At 49.9% G+C, this 24,621-nt stretch carries 18 protein-coding genes and 2 riboswitches; of the genes, 10 read left to right on the top strand and 8 right to left on the bottom strand.

The genetic code is table 11. From position 1 onward, the window contains the following. Nucleotides 1-216: 216 nt before the first annotated feature. Together MKX98_RS19295 and MKX98_RS19290 are read right to left on the bottom strand one after the other, a co-directional pair. On the bottom strand, nucleotides 217-1,923 hold the full coding sequence (locus MKX98_RS19295; protein ID WP_071218525.1) for an ABC transporter ATP-binding protein: 1,707 nt from the start codon (nucleotides 1,921-1,923) through the stop codon (nucleotides 217-219). Nucleotides 1,924-1,986: 63 nt separating this feature from the next. Continuing rightward, on the bottom strand, nucleotides 1,987-2,319 hold the full coding sequence (locus tag MKX98_RS19290; RefSeq protein ID WP_339217919.1) for a hypothetical protein: 333 nt from the start codon (nucleotides 2,317-2,319) through the stop codon (nucleotides 1,987-1,989). A 225-nt stretch (nucleotides 2,320-2,544) separates the two neighbouring features. On the opposite strand from MKX98_RS19290, the gene MKX98_RS19285 reads away from it, so the two are divergent. Continuing rightward, a complete protein-coding gene (locus tag MKX98_RS19285) occupies nucleotides 2,545-3,024 on the top strand; it encodes a nucleoside deaminase (protein ID WP_194543187.1) in 480 nt (159 codons plus the stop codon). Between the two features lie 42 nt (nucleotides 3,025-3,066). Here the strand turns inward: MKX98_RS19285 and MKX98_RS19280 are convergent, their stop codons facing one another. Beyond that, nucleotides 3,067-3,849 (bottom strand): arylamine N-acetyltransferase, encoded by a 783-nt coding sequence (locus tag MKX98_RS19280; RefSeq protein ID WP_339217916.1) that lies wholly within the window; start codon nucleotides 3,847-3,849, stop codon nucleotides 3,067-3,069. Between the two features lie 120 nt (nucleotides 3,850-3,969). On the opposite strand from MKX98_RS19280, the gene MKX98_RS19275 reads away from it, so the two are divergent. After that, on the top strand, nucleotides 3,970-5,607 hold the full coding sequence (locus MKX98_RS19275; RefSeq protein ID WP_339217914.1) for a YcdB/YcdC domain-containing protein: 1,638 nt from the start codon (nucleotides 3,970-3,972) through the stop codon (nucleotides 5,605-5,607). 234 nt (nucleotides 5,608-5,841) lie between these two features. Here the strand turns inward: MKX98_RS19275 and gcvPB are convergent, their stop codons facing one another. Genes gcvPB through gcvT form a run of 3 tightly spaced genes read right to left on the bottom strand, consistent with a single transcriptional unit; the run spans nucleotide 5,842 to nucleotide 9,754 of the window. Continuing rightward, nucleotides 5,842-7,299, bottom strand: coding sequence for an aminomethyl-transferring glycine dehydrogenase subunit GcvPB (gcvPB, locus tag MKX98_RS19270; RefSeq protein ID WP_339217912.1), 1,458 nt, complete (start codon nucleotides 7,297-7,299; stop codon nucleotides 5,842-5,844). Then, on the bottom strand, nucleotides 7,296-8,645 hold the full coding sequence (gene gcvPA, locus MKX98_RS19265; protein ID WP_194543184.1) for an aminomethyl-transferring glycine dehydrogenase subunit GcvPA: 1,350 nt from the start codon (nucleotides 8,643-8,645) through the stop codon (nucleotides 7,296-7,298). The genes gcvPB and gcvPA overlap by 4 nt, the downstream gene beginning before the upstream one ends. Further along, on the bottom strand, nucleotides 8,642-9,754 hold the full coding sequence (gene gcvT / locus MKX98_RS19260) for a glycine cleavage system aminomethyltransferase GcvT (protein WP_194543183.1): 1,113 nt from the start codon (nucleotides 9,752-9,754) through the stop codon (nucleotides 8,642-8,644). The genes gcvPA and gcvT overlap by 4 nt, the downstream gene beginning before the upstream one ends. A 219-nt stretch (nucleotides 9,755-9,973) precedes the next feature. Then, nucleotides 9,974-10,075: riboswitch (glycine riboswitch) on the bottom strand. A 189-nt stretch (nucleotides 10,076-10,264) separates the two neighbouring features. Beyond that, nucleotides 10,265-10,384: riboswitch (glycine riboswitch) on the top strand. A gap of 175 nt (nucleotides 10,385-10,559) precedes the next feature. On the opposite strand from gcvT, the gene gcvH reads away from it, so the two are divergent. Further along, nucleotides 10,560-10,949, top strand: a complete 390-nt coding sequence (gcvH, locus tag MKX98_RS19255) for a glycine cleavage system protein GcvH (protein ID WP_071218519.1) — start codon at nucleotides 10,560-10,562, stop codon at nucleotides 10,947-10,949. A gap of 117 nt (nucleotides 10,950-11,066) precedes the next feature. Here gcvH and MKX98_RS19250 read toward each other — a convergent pair whose 3' ends face one another. Further along, complete coding sequence (locus MKX98_RS19250; RefSeq protein WP_339217906.1) at nucleotides 11,067-11,981, bottom strand: EamA family transporter; 915 nt, start codon at nucleotides 11,979-11,981, stop codon at nucleotides 11,067-11,069. Between the two features lie 99 nt (nucleotides 11,982-12,080). Here MKX98_RS19250 and MKX98_RS19245 point away from each other — a divergent pair, with 99 nt between their 5' ends. From MKX98_RS19245 to MKX98_RS19220, 6 genes are all read left to right on the top strand, one after another. Then, nucleotides 12,081-13,535 (top strand): PLP-dependent aminotransferase family protein, encoded by a 1,455-nt coding sequence (locus tag MKX98_RS19245; RefSeq protein WP_339217905.1) that lies wholly within the window; start codon nucleotides 12,081-12,083, stop codon nucleotides 13,533-13,535. A 169-nt stretch (nucleotides 13,536-13,704) separates the two neighbouring features. Then, on the top strand, nucleotides 13,705-14,889 hold the full coding sequence (locus tag MKX98_RS19240; RefSeq protein ID WP_339217903.1) for an FAD-dependent oxidoreductase: 1,185 nt from the start codon (nucleotides 13,705-13,707) through the stop codon (nucleotides 14,887-14,889). Nucleotides 14,890-14,928: 39 nt separating this feature from the next. Next, nucleotides 14,929-15,789 (top strand): RNA polymerase sigma factor SigJ, encoded by an 861-nt coding sequence (sigJ, locus tag MKX98_RS19235; RefSeq protein ID WP_339217901.1) that lies wholly within the window; start codon nucleotides 14,929-14,931, stop codon nucleotides 15,787-15,789. Nucleotides 15,790-16,049: 260 nt separating this feature from the next. Then, the gene (locus MKX98_RS19230) at nucleotides 16,050-18,119 is read left to right on the top strand and encodes a catalase (RefSeq protein WP_339217899.1); all 2,070 of its coding nucleotides are present in this window, start codon (nucleotides 16,050-16,052) and stop codon (nucleotides 18,117-18,119) included. A gap of 257 nt (nucleotides 18,120-18,376) precedes the next feature. After that, nucleotides 18,377-19,660, top strand: a complete 1,284-nt coding sequence (locus MKX98_RS19225; protein WP_339217897.1) for a histidine--tRNA ligase — start codon at nucleotides 18,377-18,379, stop codon at nucleotides 19,658-19,660. A gap of 191 nt (nucleotides 19,661-19,851) precedes the next feature. Continuing rightward, a complete protein-coding gene (locus MKX98_RS19220; RefSeq protein WP_339217895.1) occupies nucleotides 19,852-21,639 on the top strand; it encodes an ABC transporter substrate-binding protein in 1,788 nt (595 codons plus the stop codon). Between the two features lie 414 nt (nucleotides 21,640-22,053). On the opposite strand, the gene MKX98_RS19215 is transcribed toward MKX98_RS19220, so the two are convergent. Next, a complete protein-coding gene (locus tag MKX98_RS19215) occupies nucleotides 22,054-22,977 on the bottom strand; it encodes a cation diffusion facilitator family transporter (protein WP_339217893.1) in 924 nt (307 codons plus the stop codon). A 262-nt stretch (nucleotides 22,978-23,239) separates the two neighbouring features. On the opposite strand from MKX98_RS19215, the gene MKX98_RS19210 reads away from it, so the two are divergent. Beyond that, entirely contained in the window at nucleotides 23,240-24,343 is a 1,104-nt protein-coding gene (locus MKX98_RS19210) for a beta-eliminating lyase-related protein (protein ID WP_194543173.1), read from the top strand. The last annotated feature ends 278 nt before the right edge of the window (nucleotides 24,344-24,621 follow it).

Below are 24,621 nucleotides of genomic sequence, written 5' to 3'. Positions count from 1 at the left end.
CCCATTAATGTTTCCATGCGACAACTTTTTTATCCAAGGGCAATGAGGCGAAAATTCTGTTGCGTGATATCTTGGCAGCTTGTCTAATGATTCAATTCATAAATAGTCTCGAAAAAAAGGATGCCCCCGCTTCTAAGCGGAGGCATCCTTTATATATTTGAGGGATTTCAAGACGATCAGTTCAGTATTCATGTAAAACAACGGATCATAGGATCATTAATGAACTTGGTGAAGCCTGCTGTACACGCCGCCGGAATGAATCAATTCCTGATGCGTCCCCTGTTCGGCAATGCCTTCGGAATTGACAACGATAATCCGGTCCGCGCTCTGAATGGTGGTGAGCCGGTGAGCGATCACCAGCGTTGTTCTGCCGACGGACAGCTCAGCCAGGGACTTCTGGATTTGCGCTTCCGTTTCCGTGTCGAGTGCCGAGGTGGCTTCGTCCAGTATAAGAATCGGCGGGTTCTTAAGGAACATTCTCGCAATGGACAAGCGCTGCTTCTGACCGCCGGACAACTTGACGCCGCGTTCCCCAATCACTGTTTCCATACCGTCCGGCAGGCTTCGGATCAGTTCATCGAGCGAAGCACGCCGTGCAGCTTCCCAGATTTGCTGGTCCGTGGCATGTAAGTCGCCATAAGCGATATTGTCACGGATCGTACCGGAGAAGAGGAACACATCCTGCTGCACGATGCCGATATGCTTGCGAAGATTTTGCAATTTGATATTCCGGATGTCGATCCCATCCACCGTAATCGTCCCCTGATCCACGTCATAGAAACGGGGGAGTAGGCTGCAGATGGTGGTCTTTCCCGCACCGGACGGTCCTACAAACGCAACCGTTTCTCCGGCACGGATCGTCAGATGGATGTTATTAAGTATCGTCCGCGATGGTTCGTATCCGAAGGTAACGCCTTCAAAGCGGATATCTCCCCGTACAGATGAAAGGGATACGGCATCAGGCACATCGGCGATCTCCGGCTCGGTATCCATGATTTCCAGGTAACGTTTAAAGCCGGCAATCCCTTTGGGATAGCTCTCAATAACGGCATTGATCTTCTCGATCGGACGGAAGAAGATGTTGGAGAGCAGAAGGAAGGCCATGAATTCACCCATCTCAATTTTGCCTTGGATGAAGAACCAGGCACCGCAGATCATGACAAATACCGTGATCAGACGCATCAGCATATAGCTGATGGACATGCTTTTTGCCATCGTTTTATAAGCCAGCAGTTTGGTCGCCCGGAATTGCTTGTTCTCTTCCTGAAACAGTTTATTCTCATGCTCTTCGTTCGCAAACGATTGAACCACACGGATACCCCCGACATTGTCCTCGATGCGGGCGTTGAAATTCCCTACATTACGGAACAGTTGACGATAGGTCGTGGTCATTCTGCCTCCGAACTTAATGATCAGCCATGCCATAAACGGCACAATGATAAAAGTCAGAAGCGCTAGCTCTAAGTTGATGTAAGCCATTAAGGAGAAGGAACCGAGCAGTGTCATAACGGCGATGAACACGTCTTCCGGTCCATGGTGGGCTACTTCTCCGACGTCATTAAGATCATTTGTGATGCGTCCCATGAGATGGCCGGTTTTGTTGTTATCAAAGAAACGGAAGGATAACTTCTGGATGTGGGAAAACATTTTCTCCCGCAGATCCGTCTCGATATTAATGCCGAGCATATGCCCCCAGTAAGTCACGATGTATTGCAGTGCAGTATTCAGCGCATAGATGGAGAGAAGGACGATGCAGGCAATCAGGATAAGCGGCCAATCCTGGCTGGGCAGCAGATCGTCAATGAATTTGCTGACGGCAAGCGGGAAAACAAGCTCCAGCAGTCCGGCAATAACGGCGCACGTAAAATCCAAAATAAACAATCCCTTATAGGGCCTATAGTACGAAAAAAACTTTCTGATCAAGAATTATCACACTCCAAGTTCTACCTCTGTTAGGGTTATTGGTTTAAGATTAGCGGACAGCCATTATGGGGTGTCTTGCGATGGTTTCGTGTCATACAGCTCAAAAGCCTGAATGTACTCCTGAATGATCTGGTCTACCGCTTTCAGCTCTCCGCTGACCACTTCTCTGATGGCTTCAAAGTCCGGGTCATTCACTTGTTTCTTCAAAGTCTCCCGTTTCACAATCAAATTGTCCAAAAAGGAAAGCGCGCGCCCCCGGCGGAACGTCTGCGCCATCTTACCGCCTTCCCTGCCGCCGTAGCCTTCCTCTCGCCGTCTTCCGTGCCGGTGGCTGCTATCACGCTCGCGAGGCTCCGCCCGTTTTTGACCAGATGTATCCTGATCCTCTTGGCGCATATAACATCAACCTCCTTATCAATAATCACGTATACATTTGTATACTATTAAAGTGATTGTATACGTTTGTATACACTTCGTCAATCCATTTTTTTTCATTCAACTGGAAAAATGGAGGAGATTAAAGGAAGGTATGCTATGATGATAATTAGCTGTCCCAGGTGATTGGAATGGATGGATAACAGCACCGGGATCAGGATGAACATGGGAAGGGAGCTGTACACAATGAGCGAACATAATCATGAGTACTGGATGCGTCAAGCGATTGCAGAGGCCCATCGAAACGTTCAACATGTGGAGGGTGGTCCTTTTGGAGCGATTGTGGTGAAGGATGGTCAAGTGATCGGCAGGGGCCGTAATTTGGTTACCGCGCTGAACGACCCGACGGCTCATGCCGAGGTGCAAGCCATAAGGGAAGCATGTCAACACCTGGAGGATTTCCAATTAAAAGGCTGTACGATTTATACCAGCTGCGAGCCTTGTCCGATGTGTCTGGGGGCCATCTACTGGTCCAGACCTGATGCCGTTTATTATGCAAGCACGAAGAAGGATGCGGCTGAGATCGGATTCGACGATCATTTCATATACGATGAAATCGCGATGCCGATGGACCAGCGCTCCATCCCTATGAAGCAGGTTCAAACAGCGGATTATTTGCTGCCATTTCAAGCGTGGAGCGCAGCCGAGCGCAAAGTCGAATATTAACAATAAAACCGGGCTCCCTGCATGGGAAAGCCCGGTTTATTCTTATTTATGGATAGGAATGCCGAAATATGTATAGAGTGCTTCGGTATATTCCCGTGCATTGCCCGGTTTAAAGGTGTGGACGCCGCCGGCTTTGTAAATTCTGAAATCGTCATCATCCACGGTGTTTCTGCCTTCTGCCGTACGAATGGATACGCGAGCCGTTTTGTTAAAAGGCGAATCGGGGGCATACTCGCACCAGAATGAAGTGGTGATGAAATCTCTCGGCAGGTTAGGTTCTTCCGTAAAGGAGAAGACGGGATCCCAGGCTTCTTTTTTCCACTCTTCGAGCATCCAGCCATACGCTTCAGTTTGGACGAGCCGATAGGTCTCGTTCCCCTGGGTCTGCACAAGGCCATCCACCAATTCCAGAGGATGGCGAGGTCCGGCTCCTCCGACGCCGACATCGGCAATATATCGTTGTTCTTCAATATCCACCTGCAGAATATGATGCCGACGTTTAGCAGGCGTATCGGTTTCATCCCGCCAGAAGCGTCCGAAGTAATGAGTGACCTTGAATCCCAGTTCCTGCAGCAGCCAGCCAAACAACGCATTGAGCTCGAAGCAATAGCCGCCGCGATGCCGTGTTACGATTTTATCGTAAAGATCGGGGATATCCAGGGACAGTGGAATTCGATCAAGGATATCGAGATTTTCATAGGGTACGGTATGCACATGCTGTTCCTGCAATCTGGCGAGCATATAAGCGCTGTTTACAATCGGGCCCGTGTATCCAATACGCTCAAGATATGGGTTTACATCCAGGCCATGTATCGGGTTACTCATTTGATCACCGCATCTTTCGTCTTTTGTCAGCTTGGTAGAAGTAAGCCGTATCTAATTATATACTTTATATCATATATTTGGGCGTACTAATAGAGAACAAGAAGGAGGAGAAGCGGGACTATGCGAATGGATATTTCGGTGCTACGGACAGCTGCAAGAGCGATCACTTTCATACCTGAACATTATGAACTTGTTATGGAGGACAACACCCCCAAGGGATTCGACGAGAAAGAAAGAACGTTTATCTGGGAAGACCCTACACACGAGGATAGACGAATAGAGGTCTCATTAAGTCTGGGATCTGGACAGCTGATGAGACTTCAGATCGATCGAGAGCGGGATCATGTTATAGAGGGAGTTTATCCGATTGAGCAGGCAACTGAAGCAGCAAAAAGGTTCATGATTCAGCATCATCCTGATTACGAAGTGCTGACTTATATCCATTCAGTGATCAAAAGAAATTATTATGATATTGAGTTTAGAGCCGAGGTCGGCGGATTGCCGTTACCGAGCTCCGGTTGCGATATTCGGTTAGACCCTAATTTAAATATCGTTCATTACAAGGCAGAATTATTTTTGGGAGAAGAGCTTCCGGTTTGGCCGGCCAAGATTATCAGCGCCGAGGCTGCCAAGCAAAGGATTGTTCAAGATCTGCATATGCAGCCAATCATAACGACATTGTATCCTTCTGTGTATGACATGGAAGGGGATGAAGATCAGCATCGCCTGGTCTATGAAGCGATTCAAGGCCGTCGTAAGATCGATGCAATTACAGGTGAACCTTTGCATAGTTTGCAGCATGATTTGCTGCCGCCGAGTGTTCCAATCATCCAAGCGGAACATGGAGAATTGAATAGGGAGAATCTCCATGCCATCAACCCTATTCTTCCACCAAGCCATGGACTTGCGGATGCAAGCTCAGATGAAGATTCAAGTTTGATTCAATTCTGGGAAGCGCAGCTAGGCATTGATACGGAGCGATATGTGCTTGATAAGCCTAGGGGAGACGATCAAAACCTGATTTTATTATACTTCGATACAAGCGATATTAATGAGGATGAAGAGGATCGTTCTGCGACCGATCCGTTATCGGTAGATGTATATTTTGAAAGACGTTGGGGAACCGCACTTCGTAATCTTCAAGCAGCGTTTATGATACATATTGATAAATCGACAGCTTCCCTGGAAGCATACCATCAAAAACAGGACAGCCGGAATGAAGAAGTCAGATTCACACGCGAGCAATGCTGGGAAAGAGCAGAGCTTTTCTTGCGAAGATTCTTTCCTTCGTACGCAAAGTACCTGCAATTGGAAGTGAAATGGGATGGGGAAGACGGAGGAACGGACAGTGAGCCAGGGGGAGATGAGGGTGAAGCTGAACCGCTTGATCGTGAGTTCTTCCACATGCCGCTATATATTGATCAATACCGCGTACGGCTGGAGCGGGTAAATATCAGTGTAAGCACGATTACGGGTGAAGTGCTTCTCTACCGCGGTGTGTCTATGAAGAAAATCCGTGAATTGGAGGCGTGTAAGTTTGAGGCTGGAGTTTCTCCGGAATCAGCGCTTGCCCGTTACGTAGAACAGTTTGATGTATCGCTCAAATGGTTTGATTATTATGATGACAACACAGTTCACTACCAGTTAATCTATGATCCCGTATGCAAGAGGAGAGTTGAAGCGGAAGGAAACCATACGCAGTATGTATTAGATTTCATTGATGCCATGAGCGGAGAGCTAATATGGTCCAAAACCTGAGCCAACGAGTGATGCAGAATCGTATAGTATCAGGGAATGACAGTAGGTTTATTGGTCTCCGAAGAAATGCCCACCAATTTCTTACCAAGGAGTTAGAGTGGCAAGTTGGCTGCAGCTGTATAGGCATCATTTAACAGGTGTATTAATCCCTATGTTGTACAGCACATAAAAGGGTGTCCCTCGCCGTCGGCGGCGAGGGACACCCTTTCTTACGGAATATAGATCAATTCAATATTAACCACAGGTGCAGTTCAGAACCGGTTTACGTGCCGCCGTCGTTTCGTCAAGTCGTTTCACGACCGTGGTATAAGGGGCGCCTATGACAACCTCCGGCGTGGTTTCGGCTTCTTTGGCGATCTGGATCATCGTGTCAATGAAACCGTCCAGCGTTTCTTTACTCTCCGTCTCGGTCGGCTCTATCATAATGCATTCCTCTACGTTTAGCGGGAAGTAGATGGTTGGCGGATGATAGCCAAAATCAAGCAGCCGCTTGGCAACATCCAGGGTCCGCACGCCAAACTCTTTTAGTTTTTTGCCGGATAGCACGAATTCGTGCTTGCACAGGCCCGGGTAGGCAACTTCGTAATATGGAGACAGACGGTGCATCATATAGTTGGCATTCAGCACTGCAAGCTCCGAGACACGGCGAAGTCCTTCCGGTCCATAGGTGCGAATATACGTGTAGGCCCGGACCAGGATGCCAAAGTTGCCATAGAACGCCTTCACGCGGCCGATGGATTGCGGACGATCGTAATCCCAATAATAGGTGCCGTCCTCGCGTTTGGACACGATCGGTTTTGGCAGGAACGGGATCAACAAACTCTTTACGCCGACAGGACCTGCACCGGGGCCACCGCCGCCATGCGGCGTGCTCATCGTTTTGTGTAGGTTGAGATGGACCACGTCGAAGCCCATGTCGCCTGGGCGGGTGATGCCCATGATGGCGTTGGAATTGGCTCCATCATAGTAGAGAAGACCGCCTGCCTCGTGCACGATTTCGGCGATTTCCACGATTTGCTCTTCAAATAGTCCGAGCGTGCTCGGGTTCGTCAGCATCAGTGCGGCCGTATCATCACCAACGACGGCGCGCAGAGCCTCCAGATCAACCATGCCGCGCTCATTGGATTTAATCGTGATCGTGTCGTAACCGGCAACCGTTGCGCTGGCTGGGTTGGTGCCGTGCGAGGAGTCAGGAACAATGACCTTGGTTCGTTTCTCGCCGCGGCTTTCATGGTAAGCACGGATCAGCATGAGTCCCGTCCACTCCCCATGCGCACCCGCAGCGGGCTGCAGCGTTACTTGATCCATCCCGGTAAGTGCCGCCAGATCATTCTGCAGGGTGTAAAGCAGCTCCAGAGCGCCTTGAATGCTTTCTTCTGGCTGGTACGGATGAATCTTGGCAAAGCCGGCAAAACGGGCAACGTCCTCATTGATCTTCGGGTTGTATTTCATCGTGCATGAGCCGAGCGGGTAGAAGCCGTTATCGATGCCGAAATTACGCCGCGACAGCTCCGTATAGTGACGAATGACATCCACTTCATATACTTCCGGCAGTTCGGCCGGTTTGCCGCGCAGCAGGCCCTCTGGTATTAATGATGCGGCGTCGATCTCCGGTACGTCGCATTCGGGAAGGGAATAGGCGACACGGCCGGGCTTGCTGAGTTCGAATATCAATGCTTTTTCCGGTTTCATACGATCGCCTCCAATTCACCAATAAATTGGTCGATTTCTTCCTTCGTCCGCCGTTCGGTCACAGCGATTAGCATACATCCTCGAAGCTCAGGGTACGCAGCGCCAAGATCATAACCTCCGATGTAACCTGCACGCAGAAGCTTCGAGTTGATCTCCTTCACGTTCGTTCCTTCAGGCAGCTTTACCACAAACTCATTGAAGAACGGCGAGCTGAATGGAAGGGAGAGGGAGCCTTTGGCGACACGGTCGGCAGCATAATGGGATTTGCGCACATTCAGAAGCGCTGCCTCTTGCATGCCTGCTTTACCCAGGGTGGACATATAAACGGATGCACACAGCGCGAGCAGCGCCTGGTTCGAGCAGATGTTCGACGTTGCTTTTTCGCGGCGAATATGTTGTTCACGTGCCTGCAGCGTCAGTACAAAACCGCGTTTGCCGTCCTGATCGACGGTTTGACCCACAATACGTCCGGGAATGCGGCGCATCAGCGGCTCGGATACCGCGAAGAATCCGCACGTCGGTCCGCCAAGAGAAGCTGGAATGCCGAGCGGCTGGGCATCGCCGACAACGATGTCGGCTCCAAGCACGCCAGGGGATTCCAGTAAACCGAGGGACAGCGGGTTTACGCTCAGGACAAGCAATGCTTTTTTCTCATGAACCAGCGGTTCGATCGATTTCACGTCTTCAATGCAGCCGAAGAAGTTCGGTGATTGCAGAAGGACGGCGGCGGTATCTTCCGTTATGGCAGCGGCGAGCGCATCCTGGTCGGTAGCACCATTGACGATGCCGACTTCCACGACTTCCAGATCGAGGCCGCGAGCCGAAGTCAAAACGATTTCCCGGGCTTCGGGATGGACGGCACGCGATATGACGATTTTCTTCCGTTTGGTTGCACCGCTGGCGAGAGCCGCAGCCTCAGCAAGCGCCGTGGAACCGTCATACATGCTGGCATTGGCCACTTTCATGCCGGTCAATTCACAGATATAGGATTGAAATTCAAAAATCGCTTGCAGCTCGCCTTGGCTGATCTCCGGTTGGTATGGTGTATACGCCGTGTAGAATTCAGAGCGGGAAATCACATGATTGAGCACAACCGGAATATGGTGGTCGTACAAACCGGCCCCGAGAAAGCTTGTATAACGGTCAAAATCGGCATTTCGGTCCGATAGGTCACGCATATGCTTCAGAAGTTCAGGCTCACCCAGCCGTTTTGACATGGGGAGGACGCCGTTGTAACGGACCGCTTGGGGGATATCGGCAAACAGATCTTCGATCGTTTCCGCGCCGACCGCAGCAAGCATATCGGCTTGATCCTGATCCGTCATAGGCAAGTAACGATGCTTCATGTTAAGGCAGCTCCTCTTTTGTAGAATGGTGTCTTTACTACTTTGGCTTTTAACTTCTTACCGCGGATCTCAACCCATACCTCGGTATCGAGGCTCGTATATGGCGTTTCGATCAAGGCCAATCCGAGATTTCGCTTGAGTGAAGGGGATTGGGTACCGCTGGTCACTTCACCGATGGGTTCTCCTTCATGGTTGTATACGGGATAGTGGGAGCGCGGGATACCGCGATCGATGAGTTCAATGCCGACCAGCTTACGCGGCACACCGTCTTGCTTCTGCTGTTGAAGCGCTTCCCGACCGATGAAATCGCCGCTGTCCAGCTTCACAAAGAACCCGAGACTGGCTTCAAGCGGAGAGATCGTGCTCGAAAGCTCTTGGCCGTACAATGGCAGTTTCGCTTCGAAACGGAGTGTATCACGTGCGCCCAGTCCGGTTGGAACAAGGCCATGTGGTTCTCCGGCGGTTAAGAGCTCTCTCCAAATTGCGGGAGCATCCTCAGCGGAGCAATAAATTTCAAAGCCGTCTTCTCCGGTATAACCGGTACGGGACAGTAGGGCGGAGCAGCCGCAAACCTGTGCGTTCTGGATAAAATGGAAGGAGGGGAGTTCGTCTAAGACCTCAGTCGTGGCCTGTGACATGATGTTCACGGCCGCAGGTCCCTGAAGTGCAATCAGAGCCGTCTCAGCGGACACATTACGGATGGTGACATCACCTGCAAGATGGTCTTGAAGCCACTGGAGGTCTTTGTCGATGTTGGATGCGTTAACAACCAGCATAAATCGGTCAGCCGACAGTTTATACACAAGCAGGTCATCTACCGTACCGCCGTTGTCGTAACACATCAACGTGTATTGGGCCTGACCCATCGATATGCGGGTTACGTCATTCGTGGTCATCTTCTGGATAAATGCTTCAGCGTCTTGTCCGGTGACGATAAATTCACCCATATGGGAGACGTCGAACAGGCCGGCGTGCTTGCGTACGGCTTCATGCTCTTGCACAATGCCTGAAAATTGCACGGGCAGTTCCCAGCCGCCAAAGTCGATGCAGCGGGCAGAAGGAAAATCGGAATAAAGCGGGTAAAGCGGTGTACGTTGTAATGAACTCATCTCTTCACCTCTTCGAATTGGCATGATCAATCGGGGAAACACCAAAAAAGGACAGACAGAAGGATAACAAGTCGTGCTGAAAAAAGCCCGCTCGTTGCGTAATCCTTCTGCTCTGTCCTTTGTACCTGAGAGTTACCCCACATCTCATGTAAGTATAATGTCAATCGTGTGTGAGTTTCCCCGTGGGTGATTCTACATTCAGAATTCTCTCCAGAGGTGCGTCCGGTAAAGGTCCTTTTGCCTGAGAGATTCACCGTGTTACGGCTTACTCCTTCGGCGCTACCTGTCAATCCTGTCGGTAATCTCTCCCGCTACCATCATCCGCGTGAAAATTATTGAGTTGTCATCATCTTCCTTGCGTTCTTGTGATTATTATAAACGTGTCTCGCCATAAAGTGTCAACCTTTATTTCACTAAAATATTTTCAATCTTAAAATTTTTGTCAGATATCTTGACATCACTTCGTCCCTGTTTTATTCTGTGGGAGAATAAGCCAACCGAATATGCGGATGACGATGGATGGGAGAGACCGCCTCGCGAAGGGTGAAACCTTGGCGGCACCGAAGGAGCAAACCGTTACGCCCGCCAGGCTGACGAGTAATCTCTCAGGTAAACGAACCGCCATCTGACGCAGCTCTGGAGAGTGCGCAAGCCACCCAAGGGGAAAGATCGGACCATAAGAAGCGGTCGATCATAAACTCTCAGGTACCGAGGACAGAGAGAAGGCAAATGCCTTTTTTCGCGTCCTTTTTTTTCATTTATTTACCTTAATTTCATTTCTTTAAGAAAAGAGGAGTATCCGTAAATGAGCGAAATCAGAGAGAATTTGGTCTACAGCGACGATCATGAATGGGCATTGAAGGTAGATGGTAATGTGGTGCGCGTCGGTATTTCCGATCATGCGCAATGTCAGCTGGGCGATATCGTATTCGTTGAACTCCCCGAGACCGGCGCTGTCGTTGCCGCAGGTGACAGCATCGGTACCATTGAGTCGGTCAAAACCGTATCGGAACTGTATTCCCCTGTTTCAGGTACCATCACGAAAGTGAATGCTTCTCTGGAAGACCAGCCGGAGCTTGTGAACGAAGAGCCGTACGAAGGCGGTTGGATCATTGAGGTTGAGGTGGAAGGTGACCTGGAGGAGGCACTCGGAAAGCTGCTGACTGCAGAGGCATATCGTGCCAAAGTGGATTAAGGATTGAATCATAACATTGAATCATGAAACATAACGGCTGCTACTCGCGATGAGGTTTACGAGTTGCAGCCGTTTTAAATGATGGTGCTAATCCTTGGAACCTTGAAGGGTTCGATATCAAGTGCTTGAAGCCACACGGCGCGTGATCCGGCGTGCTCGAAGCTCAGGCAGATTCAAGATCAGTATTCCGCCGATGATGAGCAAGCTGCCAACGATGGAATAAAGAGAAATTGCTTCGCCGTACAGAAATGCGCCTAATGCTAACGCGATGATCGGAGAAACAAAGAGCCAGGTGGACGGAAAAAAGGCATTTGTTGCTTTTAGCAGCCAAGCATACAGACTATGCCCCAGCATCGAGCCCACTATCGTTAAATACAAGACAGAACCGAGGGCTGGCAGCGTTAGAATACCATTCCATTGTACCTGTTCACTGAACAGGGATAACAGCAATAGGGCAGCGCCGCCATACATCATCTGCACCGCATTGATCATAATTGGCGAGATATCCGGCATGTCAAAGGATAATTTTCGGGTAGCGAGGGAGCCCACGCTATAACCGATTTCGCCTATAAGAATGGCGATGCAGCTCAGAATCCAGATGAGGTCGCTCCCCATTGCTATCTCGGGCATGATAAGCAAACATACTCCCGCAAAACCGACCCCGCACCCCCAATAATCACTGCGCCGGGCATTCTTTCGCATTACAACCGATTGAATCATCAGAATCATCATGGGGCCTGTTGCCGATAGGATGGCAGCGATCCCTGAGGACACGTGCTGCTCGGCCCAATATAGCGTTGCAAACGTCAAGAATGTACTGGTCATCCCGATTAGAAGGAATTCCTTGCGCAGGAGAAGGCTTGGTTTTGCCTTCCGCTGCAATACCATCCACAGGAAGATGATGACGCCCGCGAGAAGAAACCGGAGTCCCGCCGAGAGAAACGGCGGCAGTCCTGCTTCAACGCCAATCTTGATGGCGAGAAAGGTCGTGCTGAATATGGCGCACATAAGCAAGTAGTTAAAAATAATCATGTAGCATCCTCCTTTTTCTATACTATAATAGGTAGTTAATAGAACAGATTGGTGGTTGGTAGAACAGATATGTTCTATATCGGATCGGGGGAAAAACAGATGGAACTATCAACGCTGGACGACAAACATCAAGGTAAGCGGACATTGCAGCAGTCGGTCTATGACACCATTCGAGAAGGAATTGCTCAGGGAGAGTGGAAGGAAACTGAAAGAATCCCGTCCGTGAGAGCGATGGCCGAGCGTTTGAACGTTCACCGGTTAACGGTGCTGAAGGCTTATCAGCGGCTGCTTGAAGACGGGATCGTGGAAGTGAAATATAAATCAGGATATTTCGTAGCGGCTAAGGCGCCTGCGACATTGCCGGAACTCTATACATCCAGCCGGTCTTGGGAATATCAGGCGAAATCGATATATGTCAATCGCAGCCGCTTGTCCGACATTCACAGACATCAGGTCGATTACCAGATGTCGGAAGCGCTGATTGATCCTGCGCTGCTGCCGAACGCGTTCCTGTCCAATCACGTGAAACAAGTGTTTGACATGTATCCGAAGGTATTAAGCACGTATTCTTCCGTGTCCGGAGATTTGGAGCTGCGCGAGGAGATGGCCCGGTACTTTATGGATAAACAAGGCATAACGGTCCATCCGGAAGAGCTGCTCATTACGACGGGATCCCAGCAAGCAATCGACTTGATCTCGCGTTCGCTTGTCAAAAGCGGAGATTCAGCATTGATTGAGCGACCGACGTATAGTCCGGCGATCGATGTGTTTGGGCAGCAAAATGTCAAGCTGCTTCCCATTGAGATTACGCCGGAAGGATATGACCTGGAGCAGATTGAATGTCTTATGCGGACGGAGAAGCCGAAGCTGTTCTATATGAACCCGACTTTTCAGAATCCGACAGGGTACACGGTACCGACTAACCAGCGCAAGGCGCTGGTTGAACTGGCGGAACGATATCAATGCATTCTGGTGGAGGATGAGGTCTATCACGACATTTATTTTGGAGATCCGCCGCCGCTGCCCTTTTTTTATTACGATACTGAGGGTTATGTCATTCACATTCGAAGCTTCAGCAAATATGTGGCCCCTGGCTTGCGGATATCGGTGCTGGCTGCACGTCCGGAGCTGATGAATGTCATCCTGCCGACCAAGGCGCTGTCGGACAACGGGACGCCGCTGCTGACGCAAAAGATTTTCCAGCACTATTTCTTCTCGAGCAGACTTCAGGAGCATGTGGCCAAGCTCCGGATTGCGCTGGAGCTTCGTAAAGATAGGATGGAGAAGCTGCTAGAGCCTACAGAATGGCGGTGGAACAGCCCCGGCGGCGGCTTGAATCTGTGGATACAGCTGCCGGAAAACATCAACGTGGATGCGTTGTTGCGGCAATGCCTGGCGGAATCCGTAGCTTTTGTGCCGGGTCGTATATGCGACCCGCTGGACCAGATGGATTCGTGGATCAGACTCAGCTACTCCTATATCAGCGAAGTTCAGCTGGAAGCGGGAATTCGTCGTCTCGTCGAGATATCGGAACAGGTGAAGCAAGGCTCGTAGGCATGAGAAATAAGTGAGTTATGAATTTCTTCTAGAAGTCATGTAGAGGTCATGTCTGCCAATAAACACGGAATATTTTAAATAAATGGTCTGATTGAATGTCACAAAAACAGCCTTCTTCTCGTGTTATGTGCAAAATCGCATAAAACAAAAGGAGATGGGTTGACTCATGAAGGATCTAACATGTGTTGTCGTTGGTGGAGGCTTTGCAGGTATACATGCTCTAAAAGCGATTCATAAAACTTGTCATAAAGGACTCAATGGAAGGAAGCTGCGCCTGATCCTGATCGATAAGGGTTCCGCCCATGTGCGGAAAGTGTTGATGTTCCGTCCTGCAGTGAGTGAAGAGGGGATCACCGTTCCTTGGGGACAGGTCATGCCGGAAGGTACCCGTTTCATACAGGGCAGGCTGACCGGCATGGATAAGGAGAGCAAACAGCTGACTTTGGAAGACAGCAAAGGGCTGGAACATAAGGTGGAATATGATGTCCTTGTGATGGCCATAGGAAGCATCGTGCGTCAGGCAGCACCGGAACAAGGCGGAATATCGCTGACAGGCTTGGAAGCGGCGGAGCGGATCCGGGAACGGTGGCACGCAAACCTTAGGTTGGCCGTAAGGGAAAGGGATGCGCAGGAGAAGCAGCGGCTGATGAGTGCAGCGGTCGCTGGTGCCGGCATAACGGGCATCGAAACGTCAGCCGAGATGGTCAACGCCATGCGGTCAGAGGCGGTTAAGCTTGGTTTAGATCCGAAGTTAATCCGTGTGTATCTATTCAATTCTCAGGAACGGTTGTTCCTGGAAGGGCCTGCGAAGGTCGCGCATCGGCTTGAACGATATTTAACCGATCTTGGGATAGTCCTTCATCATGGAAGAAGAGTGATCAAAGAGGAGCTGGGGCTGGTTCATGTCAACGATGGATCTCCCATCCCTGTGGGCCTCACGGTATGGACGCTTGGCCTCGCTCCTAACCCCGCGCTGCTCAGCCTCGGACTGCCGGTTACGATGGACGGTCAAATCGTTGTAGATGAAAGCTATCGTGTCAAAGATGCTCCGGGAGTATATGGCATCGGCGATTGCGCGCATGTGGTTGATCCCGCTAACGGTGCTGCCGACCGGATGACATGCAAGGAAGCGATCCCCCAAGCGACGCGACTTGGCGGCATTGTGCATGCAGATTTGATCGGTGCGCCTGCAGCCAAGCATAAGAGTGTATCGGAGGGGTATACGGTCGGGCTGGGGCCGGGACATGGGTTAGTCTGGTCGCGTACATGGGGAATAGATATTATGATCACAGGAAAGCTGGCTTACAAAGTCAAATCGTTCATGTGGAATTATTCCAGCATGGTTCGATAAATTAGCAGCAATCCTGCTTGAAAGGAATGAAGAAACGGCATGTTAGAGCTGTATGAGCAGTATAAGGGGCTCCTGTTTCATCTTGCTTATCAAATGACCGGAACGGTGTCGGACGCAGAGGACGCGGTACAGGATGTGTTCGTGAAAGTTCACAGTCTTCCCCTGGAGAAGCTGGAGGAGCCAAAAGCTTATCTGTGCAAAATGGTGACGAATCGCTGCATCGACGAAATCAAGTCAGCTCGAAATCGAAGAGAGCAGTACTACGGGCCCTGGCTTCCGGAACCGATCCCGGAAGCCTATAGCGAGTCCTATGAAGCCGTCGAAAATCATGAACTGCTCTCCTATGCCATGCTGGTTCTGCTGGAGCGGCTGTCTCCTTCGGAGCGGGCCGTGTTTGTTCTGCAGGAAGCGCTTGGATTCGATTATCCGGAAATCGCCGGACTGATCGATAAAACCGAGGCGAACTGCCGCAAGCTTATGAGCAGGGCGAGAGGAAAGATGGGGATCACGGAGGACGATCTGATTGGCGTGGGGTCCATGGCAGAGGAATGGGTGAGCCGGTTCTTCACGGCCCTATCCGAAGGAGATGCCGAACATGTCCTATCCCTGCTAGCGGATGATGCTGTATTGTTGTCCGATGGCGGCGGTAAAGTGATCGCAGCTGCGAGACCGGTCGAGAGCAAGGAGCGGGTTGCCCGTTTCCTCATCGGCATTCTTCACCAAGCGCAGCTGGAGGATGGAGTAGCGCCGGAGATCGAGGTAAAGGAACTGAACCATCAAACCGCTGTTATATTCCGCCAGGGAGGAAGTGTTACCGGCGTTATCTTTGTCAATATTCGGAACGGATTGCTGCAAAATATTTATATTGTGAGGAATCCGGATAAACTTGAGGGGATTTAAGTTTAGGCTTGGAACATCGACGAAGTACATTCAGAGCAGTCCGCCTCTAGGGAGGGGGGCTGCTTTTTTTGCTGGAAACCGGAGATGGAGGCGCTCAAACCCAATCGGACGGTTAGATGAGCTTTTCATGAAGGAAGTTTGATTCTGGATTCGTATTCCAGTATGCAGGGTAAATACATTTCGGGTTCGCAAGCGGATCTGTTACCAAGCATTTACGTCAGACACTCATCTACTACCTACATACCAGGAGGTTCCGACAAATGGACAAATCAAACACCCATTCGAATGCTAACAACAGCCGGGGCAAGACAAGCAAGGACCAACAGCTGGAACAATTTACGGTAGACAATGACGGTAAAGACTTGACAACCAATCATGGACTTAAAGTCGCTGAAGATGAACATTCGCTTAAAGCGGGCGAGCGCGGTCCAACCTTGATGGAGGATTTCCATTTCAGAGAGAAGATGACGCATTTCGACCATGAGCGGATTCCGGAACGGATCGTGCATGCCCGCGGTTTTGGGGCTCACGGCTATTTTCAGCTATATGAATCCATGAAAGATTATACAAAAGCCAAATTTCTGCAGGACCCTTCCGTCGTCACGCCGGTGTTTGTCCGATTCTCCACGGTGGCTGGCTCCAGGGGATCAGCCGACACCGTCAGGGACGTACGCGGCTTCGCAACCAAGTTTTATACGGAAGAAGGGAATTATGATCTTGTGGGCAACAATATGCCGGTCTTTTTCATACAGGATGCGATGAAGTTTCCCGATTTCGTTCATGCAGTCAAGCCTGAGCCGCATAACGAGATTCCGCAAGCGCAATCCGCCCATGATACGTTCTGGGATTTTGTGGCGAACAATTCGGAAAGCGCGCACATGATCATGTGGGCGATGTCCGACCGCTCGCTTCCGCGAAGCTTTCGAATGATGGAGGGCTTCGGCGTCCATACCTTCCGTTTCGTGAATGAAGAAGGACAAGCGCATTTCGTGAAGTTTCACTGGAAGCCCGTGCTCGGCACGCATTCCCTCGTATGGGATGAAACGCAGAAGCTGGCAGGCAAGGATCCCGACTTTAACCGGCGTGATCTGTGGGATGCGATCGAATCAGGAAATTATCCGGAATTTGAGTTTGGCGTTCAAATGATTCGGGAGGATGAGGAATTCAATTTTGGTTTTGATATCCTTGATCCGACCAAGATTTGGCCCGAAGAGCTCATTCCCGTCAGAATCATTGGCAAAATGACACTCAATCGCAATACAGATAATTTCTTTGCGGAGACGGAACAGATTGCTTTCCATCCGGGACATGTCGTACCGGGAATCGATTTTACTAATGACCCGCTACTGCAAGGCCGCTTATTCTCCTATACAGACACCCAGCTTTCACGGCTCGGCGGACCCAATTTCCACGAAATTCCGATCAACCGTCCAATCGCACCGGTTCATAACAATCAGCGTGACGGGATGCATCGTATGACCATCAATAAGGGCCCTGTTAGCTATCATAAGAACGGTATTGCCGGTAACACGCCGAAGCCGGTTCCAGCGGAGCGCGGGGGTTATGAGCATTACACCGAGAAGGTGGAAGGGCGTAAGGTGCAGGCACGCAGTGACAGCTTTAAGGATCATTTCAGCCAAGCGGCCCTGTTCTGGAACAGCATGTCCGAGGTCGAGAAGCAGCATATCGTATCCGCATTCCAGTTCGAGCTGGGTAAAGTACAGCGAAAGGAAATTCGCCAGCAAGTCGTTGACCTGTTCGCGAACGTTGATAGCGAACTTGCCACCCGGATTTCGGAGGGCATCGGAACCATGCCACCGCAAATCAGCTTCTCCGCTTCCAGCGAGTCTTCTCCGGCACTGAGCATGATGAATACCGTGAAGCTCCCGTTAACCCGTAAAGTGGCGGTGCTGGCAGGCAACGGATTCACGGATGAACTCCCGTTTGTGCTTACGCAGCTGCAGCAAGCCGGCGTCATCACTGAAGTGGTTAGTGCAAAGCTCGGCGTCATTCGAGGCAAAGCCGGCGCGGAACTGGAAGTGAACCATTCGCTGCTTGGGGCGGATTCCGTCTTGTTCGATGCGGTGCTTGTCGCAGGCGGTGCGTTAAGCGTATCGGAGCTCCTGGTGGAGCCGAAGGTGCTGGATTTTGTCAAGGAAGCGTATCAGCATTTCAAGCCGATCGCAGCCATTGCCGAAGGGGCAAATTTGCTTCCATCATCCAGTGGTGAAGGGGTGGTGGTTGCGCAAGAGAATGAGGATTTGAAGCCTTTCGGCGAGGCCTTCATTCATGCCATCGCGGCACATCGCCATTGGTCGCGTACGATCTAAGAATGGATTGCCCTTGAATATATAACACGATTGCGCTATAATTCCCCTTAATCATTTGGCTAAACAGTGAAGGGGATTATACCATGATCAACATCAAATTCAATCAACTTCATCATCACAAGCAGCGTTAGCACGCCTGTCATTCTACAGGGTGGGCTAACGCTGTTCGCGTTGGCCTCCCTGCCGCATATTCAGCGCGCGGGACCATGAGGTCCGGCGCGTTTTTTATTTTCATTTAGAACGAAAGGATGATTACGATGCAGAACGTAAAAGGAACGTATGATTATTTTGGCCAAGAACAGGCGATCCGAAGAAAGGTGCAATCGACGCTGCGTGAAGTGTTTGAATGTTATGACTATGCTGAAATGGAGACAACCATTCTGAATGAATCCGAGTTATTGTCTTCCAAATACGCAGGAGGGGAAGAAATTCTGAAGGAAATGTACCAGCTGACAGATCAGGGAACGCGACGTCTGGGCCTCCGGTACGACTTGACGATTCCATTCGCCAAGGTAATCGCGCTGAATCCCGCCATCAGCCAGCCCTTCAAACGTTATGAGATGGGGAAGGTATTCCGCGATGGTCCCGTCAAACGGGGAAGATTGCGGGAGTTTCTGCAGTGCGACGTTGATGTGGTGGGGATCTCGGGACCGGAAGCGGAGGTTGAGCTAATGCAGCTTGCAGCCGAAGTGTTTCGGAGACTTGAAATCCCGATCATGCTCCGGTGGAACAACCGAAGCTTCCTTGGTGAAATTCTTGGAGCTTTGGGCGTACCGGAAGAGATGAAACCAACCGTCATGCTGACGCTGGATAAGCTCGACAAGATGGGTAAGGAGGGTGTTCGACAAGAGCTTGCGGGTAAGGAGCTCGCATCGGCGATTTGTCGTCAAATTCTTGATTTTGTTGATCTCAAGGAGCCGACATTAGCGCAAATAACAAGCACATACAACCTGGACAACGAGCGCGGAGCACGAGAAGTCCAGATCCTGCAAAATATGCTGCAGCGCGTCGGGCTGCAAAACATCTGCGTATTTGATCCGTTTCTTTCCCGAGGATTGTCCTTCTACACAGGAACCGTTTACGAAATCTTTGACGCATCTCAGGGCTTTCGTTCAAGCTTGGGTGGAGGCGGCAGGTATGACGTGATTATCGGGCAGCTCGTTGGACGCGAGGACAATGTTTATCCTACGGTGGGTCTTTCGTTCGGCATGGAATCCATCATGGAGATGATCCGAAACCGTCCGATTGAAACAAACAAGCCGCTCGTTGTGGTTATCCCTATAGGAGAAACCATACCCGAAGGATTGACGGCTGCAGCGGCACTCCGGAATCGCGGGATTCATACGCGATTGGCGGACAACCGCCGCAAATTAAAGAAAACATTAGCTTCTGTTTCAGCTGAGGGTATTCCATATGCCATCCTAATCGGCGAAGATGAAGCGGCGGCGGGCATGGTTCGATTGAAGAATATGACCGAGGGCAAGGAGCTTGCATTGACACTGCAGAAGGTGGTTGAGCTTATCATTCAATCCTGTGAATGATAACATGACGGAAGCCGCGCTTATCCATCATGGCGTGTAAACTCATGACTAACAACTTGTGTAGGCCGACATATGGAATGCCTTTGTTCTTTTTCGAATATAATGGTTTTCTACCGAAAAGGGACTCGCGCTCGAAACGATCTCCAAGTAGAATAAATCGTATAGATGTTACCAGGGGGGAGCGGATTGCAATGCTGTACGAACAATTCTTCATGCTGCACCAAAAGCTTGCTGTTAACGCTCCGGCCAACACGGCTACGGAAGTGACGCTTGAGCAGATCGCCGAAACGCTATATTGCACAACGCGGAATGCCAAGCTCGTTATACGCAAGCTCGAGGAGAAGGGTTGGATTATGTGGAAGGCAGGACGCGGGCGAGGAAATCGTTCCAAGCTTACCTTTCTAGCCGATCAAGCTGATCTGCTTCAGGAAGCTGCGCAGCAGCTCGCGTTAAAAGGGGAATATCGGCAGGCCTTCGAACTGCTGCGTACCTATGGTCAAGGTATTCACACCAACGATTCTTACGTGGAATGGATGAACGGGCATTTTGGCTTTAGCAAGGAGATGAGAGAAGGGGAAGCGGAAGCAAGGGATTCGCTGCGGCTTCCCGTGTACCGCTTGATTGAAACGTTGGATCCCGCCGAATGCTACTACAGTTTTCAAGCGCATATGATCCAGCAGATATTTGACCGGCTGGTGATATACGATAATGCCAACGATCAATATCTTCCCGTTATCGCGCATTATTGGAACAGCAATGAGGATGGAACGGTCTGGACTTTTCACCTGCGTAAAGGAATCCGGTTCCATGACGGTAGAGAGTTATCGGCGGAGGACGTGAAATTCACGGTAGAACGCCTGGGACGGGATAAACGAAATGGTTGGATCGTGCGTGAACTGCAGCGAGTAGAGGCGGTATCGCCTCGGGAGGTTCGTTTTATTCTTAACAAGCCGAATCGAATTTTTATCCGGTTTGTTAGCTCCATTTGCATGTCCATCGTGCCCAAACATTTGGTGAGTCTTAATGAAGAACAGTTCTGGAAGCTTCCTGTCGGAACGGGCCCTTTTCAGGTGGAAGAATGGACCGATGAACGGCTGACCATACGTGCGAATCCCCATTATTATCATGGACGGCCGCATTTGGACAACATCCACATTATCATGATGCCCGAGGATACGGAGCACTGCGAGGTCAGCTGGGAGCGGCTGCTGCAAGATCCGGAGCGTATCGAGCATAAAGGCGAGAAGCATGCTGTCGATATCATAGAATCTTCCGAAGGCTGTACGACTTTGATTACGTGGAATATGAAGAAGCCGGGGCCCTATCAGTCCATCGAATTTCGCCGGGCATTCAGCTTGATTCTGAACCGTGCCGAGATGATACGCGAACTTGGCGGCAACCGGCTATACCCGGCCAAAGGATTCATTATGGATGAGCAAGCGCCTTACCGTAAAGACCGACATGATCCCGAGCTCGCAAAGTCACTGCTGAAACAGTCGGGTTATGACAGCTCTCCCATTACCATGGCTACGCTCGCCAATCATGTCAAAGACGCCGAATGGGTTCAGAAGCAGTGCGCTTCCATCGGGATTCCATTGATTATCCGGGAGGAGAGGATGGATACCATACACCAATCGGATGTGATGAACACCATGGATTGTGTCTTGCACGGCCTTGTTCTTCCAGGTGAAGAAGTGTGTTTAATCGAGAATTACGAGCAGAAGGGAAGCGTAGTTAAAGAGTTCATGGATCCATCGCTGCATCATTGGGTGAAAGATTGCGTGGATGATGCGCTTGCCAGCGAGTGGTATGAGGAGCGTTTGAGTTTGTTGTCCCATATTGAAGAGAGGCTTCGGGAGGAAGCACATGTATCATTCTTGGTTCATACGAGATTTTACGCAAGCTTGGATCCTTCTTATAAAGGGGTTGTCATCAATAATCTGGGATGGCTGGATTTCAAGCAGATTTGGCGAGTGTGATTTCTTCTCATAAAAAGAGCAAGCGCGACTAACCGCGCTTGCTCTTTATTTCTTATAAGGATTTTGTGCGGCTTCTTCGGGATCTCCGCTTTCGAAAGAAGCCATAAAGTTTATCGAGAATTCGAGTATTGTTTGAGGTATGCTGCGATTCACATGCGATCTCGTCATGAATAATGAATCTTCCTTGACGATCAAGTTCGTCCCATTTTGCTTGCTGGTATTCGTTCAGTTTTTCCAGTGTATAAAAATCGTTGCTCATGTTAACCTCCCTATCAGACATTCGGAATTCGCTGTAACGCCGGTAGAATGTCTTGTTACTCTCATTATGGAGGTCAACCGAGCTTGTAAAAAGTGTAAACCTCGGCAGCTTTTTTTCCCCTTTTCATGAACTAAAGGACTACCGCAGAGAAGAGATTAGACTTTATTATCACGATGCGTGATAGTGGAGTTCTCAATCTGGATCGTTGAATGCTCGATGTGGAATCGGCTGTCCAGAAGATCGATCGCTTGTTGCAGAATCTCATAACTGCTCGCTTCATCCTCGGCGACGAGATGGCAGCTTAAGGAATCGAAATTGGACGTAATCGTCCAAATATGAAGATCATGGATGCCGGTGACCCCAGATATAGACAGCAGGGATTTCTTTACCTCTTCAGGGTTTATCGCTGCCGGTGCTCCCTCCATCAGAATATGAACGGTATTCTGTATGATTCTCCAAGCGCTCTTCAGAATCAAGATCGACACAAGGATGGATATGATAGGATCCGCAATGTACCATCCGAAGGCCATCATCACGATCCCGGCGATGATGGCTCCTACCGAGCCGAGCGCATCGCCGATAACGTGGAGGTATGCGCTGCGGAGATTCACATTGTTCTTTACATCTCCCGTTCGCATCAAGAACCAGGCACTGAGAAGGTTAGCCAACAAGCCGATGGCTGCAATGAGCATCATGCTTCCGCTGGCGACGGTTGGCGGGTCGTCAAAGCGCTGAATCGCTTCCCATACGATAAAGCCGGCGATGACAAACAAGGCGACGCCATTTAGTAGTGCTGCCAATATTTCAAAACGGTAAAAGCCATAGGTTTTATTCGGCGATGAGGGCTTTGTGGCAAACCATAATGCGACCAGACTGAGCAGCAAAGCGCTGGCATCACTTAACATATGCCCGGAATCGGATAACAGAGCCAGACTGTTGGTCAGCAAGCCCCCTATAAACTCTAGAATCATGATGCCAAGTGTGATGATGAGGGCAATGGCAAGTCCTTTTTTGTTTCCTGAGCGGGCATGATCATGGTGGCTGTGGTCATGCCCATGATGGTGGTTATGATGATGCATAATCGAAAACTCCCTTCGAATCCAACTGTGGAATAAATCAATAATCATGGAACCATTTGCGTTATTTATAATATGAACATATGCTCATATACAATGTAATCCTTCGGTTTACTTTTGTCAAGTTTTTCCGAAGGTATTACGAAAGCGAATATGATTTTCCACTTATTCATTTATCTAGTATGCTTGATAAGCGAAGAAATTAAATTTTTACGTCTGATGATGAGTTCTTATTATCGGTTAAAGAGAAGGAGTGATATGCGACATGGGAGAACAACGTAAATCGATTAGCGAAGCTTATAGCGAAACAGCCTATCCATTGATTGGACATAGCCGCAGGAATCTCGAGGTGCTGCTGGAGGCATTTCGGGATGTGGATGGGTCGCAGATGGGGGATACATACGGCAAAGGCGCCATCATTGAGGAGTTTCAGGCGCGCATGGCAGACGTTCTGGGCAAGGAATCGGCTGTCTTTTTTCCGAGCGGAACCATGGCGCAGCAGATTGCTTTGCGGATCTGGTGCGATGATGCTGGGCTGAAACAAGTGGCTTATCATCCCCTCTGTCATCTGGAGATTCACGAAGAGGACGGGCTTAAGGAGCTGCATCATATCGAACCGATTCTTCTTGCTGATAAAGAGCGTTTGATTACGCTTGAAGACGTGCAGAATCTGAATCGCGAAATTGCATGTTTGCTGCTGGAGCTGCCGCAGCGTGAAATCGGAGGGCAGCTGCCCGAATATGAAGAGTTGGAGGCCATATCGGCGTATTGTCGTTCTCAAGGCATAAAGCTGCATCTGGACGGGGCAAGATTGTTCGAGATCACTCCGTATTATCAAAAAACGGCGGCCGAAATCTGTGCTCTATTTGACAGTGTATATGTGTCCTTCTATAAAGGTATAGGCGGGATTGCCGGCGCTATTCTGGCTGGCGGCACCGACTTTGTGGAGAAATCCAAAGTATGGAAAAGGCGTCATGGCGGGGATCTGGTCAGTCTTTACCCGTATATCATCAGTTCAAGTTATTATTACAAGGAAAGAATAGGTAATATGGGCCGGTATTACGAGGAAGCTAAAGAGCTCGCAGCGCTGTTTAATCAGTGCAAGGGCGTGAATACGAAGCCTGCCGTGCCCGTATCGAATATGTTTCATGTACATTTTGAATGGGACAAAGAACAGCTTGAACCGATTCTTATTGAGGTTTACCGCGCGACGGGCGTCGGATTGATCAGTTATCTAAACGAAGCAGGGGGAAGCCAATGTTATACGGAAGTTCACATTGGGGAGCGGTACAGCAAGACGCCAAGAGAAAGCATTCAGCAAGCTTTTCAATTGTTGAATGAGAAATTGCGGGAAGCTGCGAGCGCATGACAAAAGGACCTGAATCAGGTCCTTTTTCATTTGTCTATATTCAACCAATCGGTCCCACGGAAACAGGCTCCTCATTAACTGGTTTATGGGAAAAGTATACCATGTGGAGTGAGTCCTATCCGGATTGATGGTTAAAAAGGAGAACAAATTTGTTAGAATAGAGAACAGAACCGAGTAAACTTTGAAATATCCAATCTGGCGAGGTGAAAATCATGATGGCTCACGTTAGAAGCACAACCGTTCAAGTCGTTAAATCAGGCTCCGGGCAAAGCCGCACG

This window comes from Paenibacillus sp. FSL W7-1332 (assembly GCF_037969785.1).
Classification (GTDB): domain Bacteria; phylum Bacillota; class Bacilli; order Paenibacillales; family Paenibacillaceae; genus Paenibacillus_AQ.
This window is presented reverse-complemented; position numbering and strand designations above follow the sequence as displayed.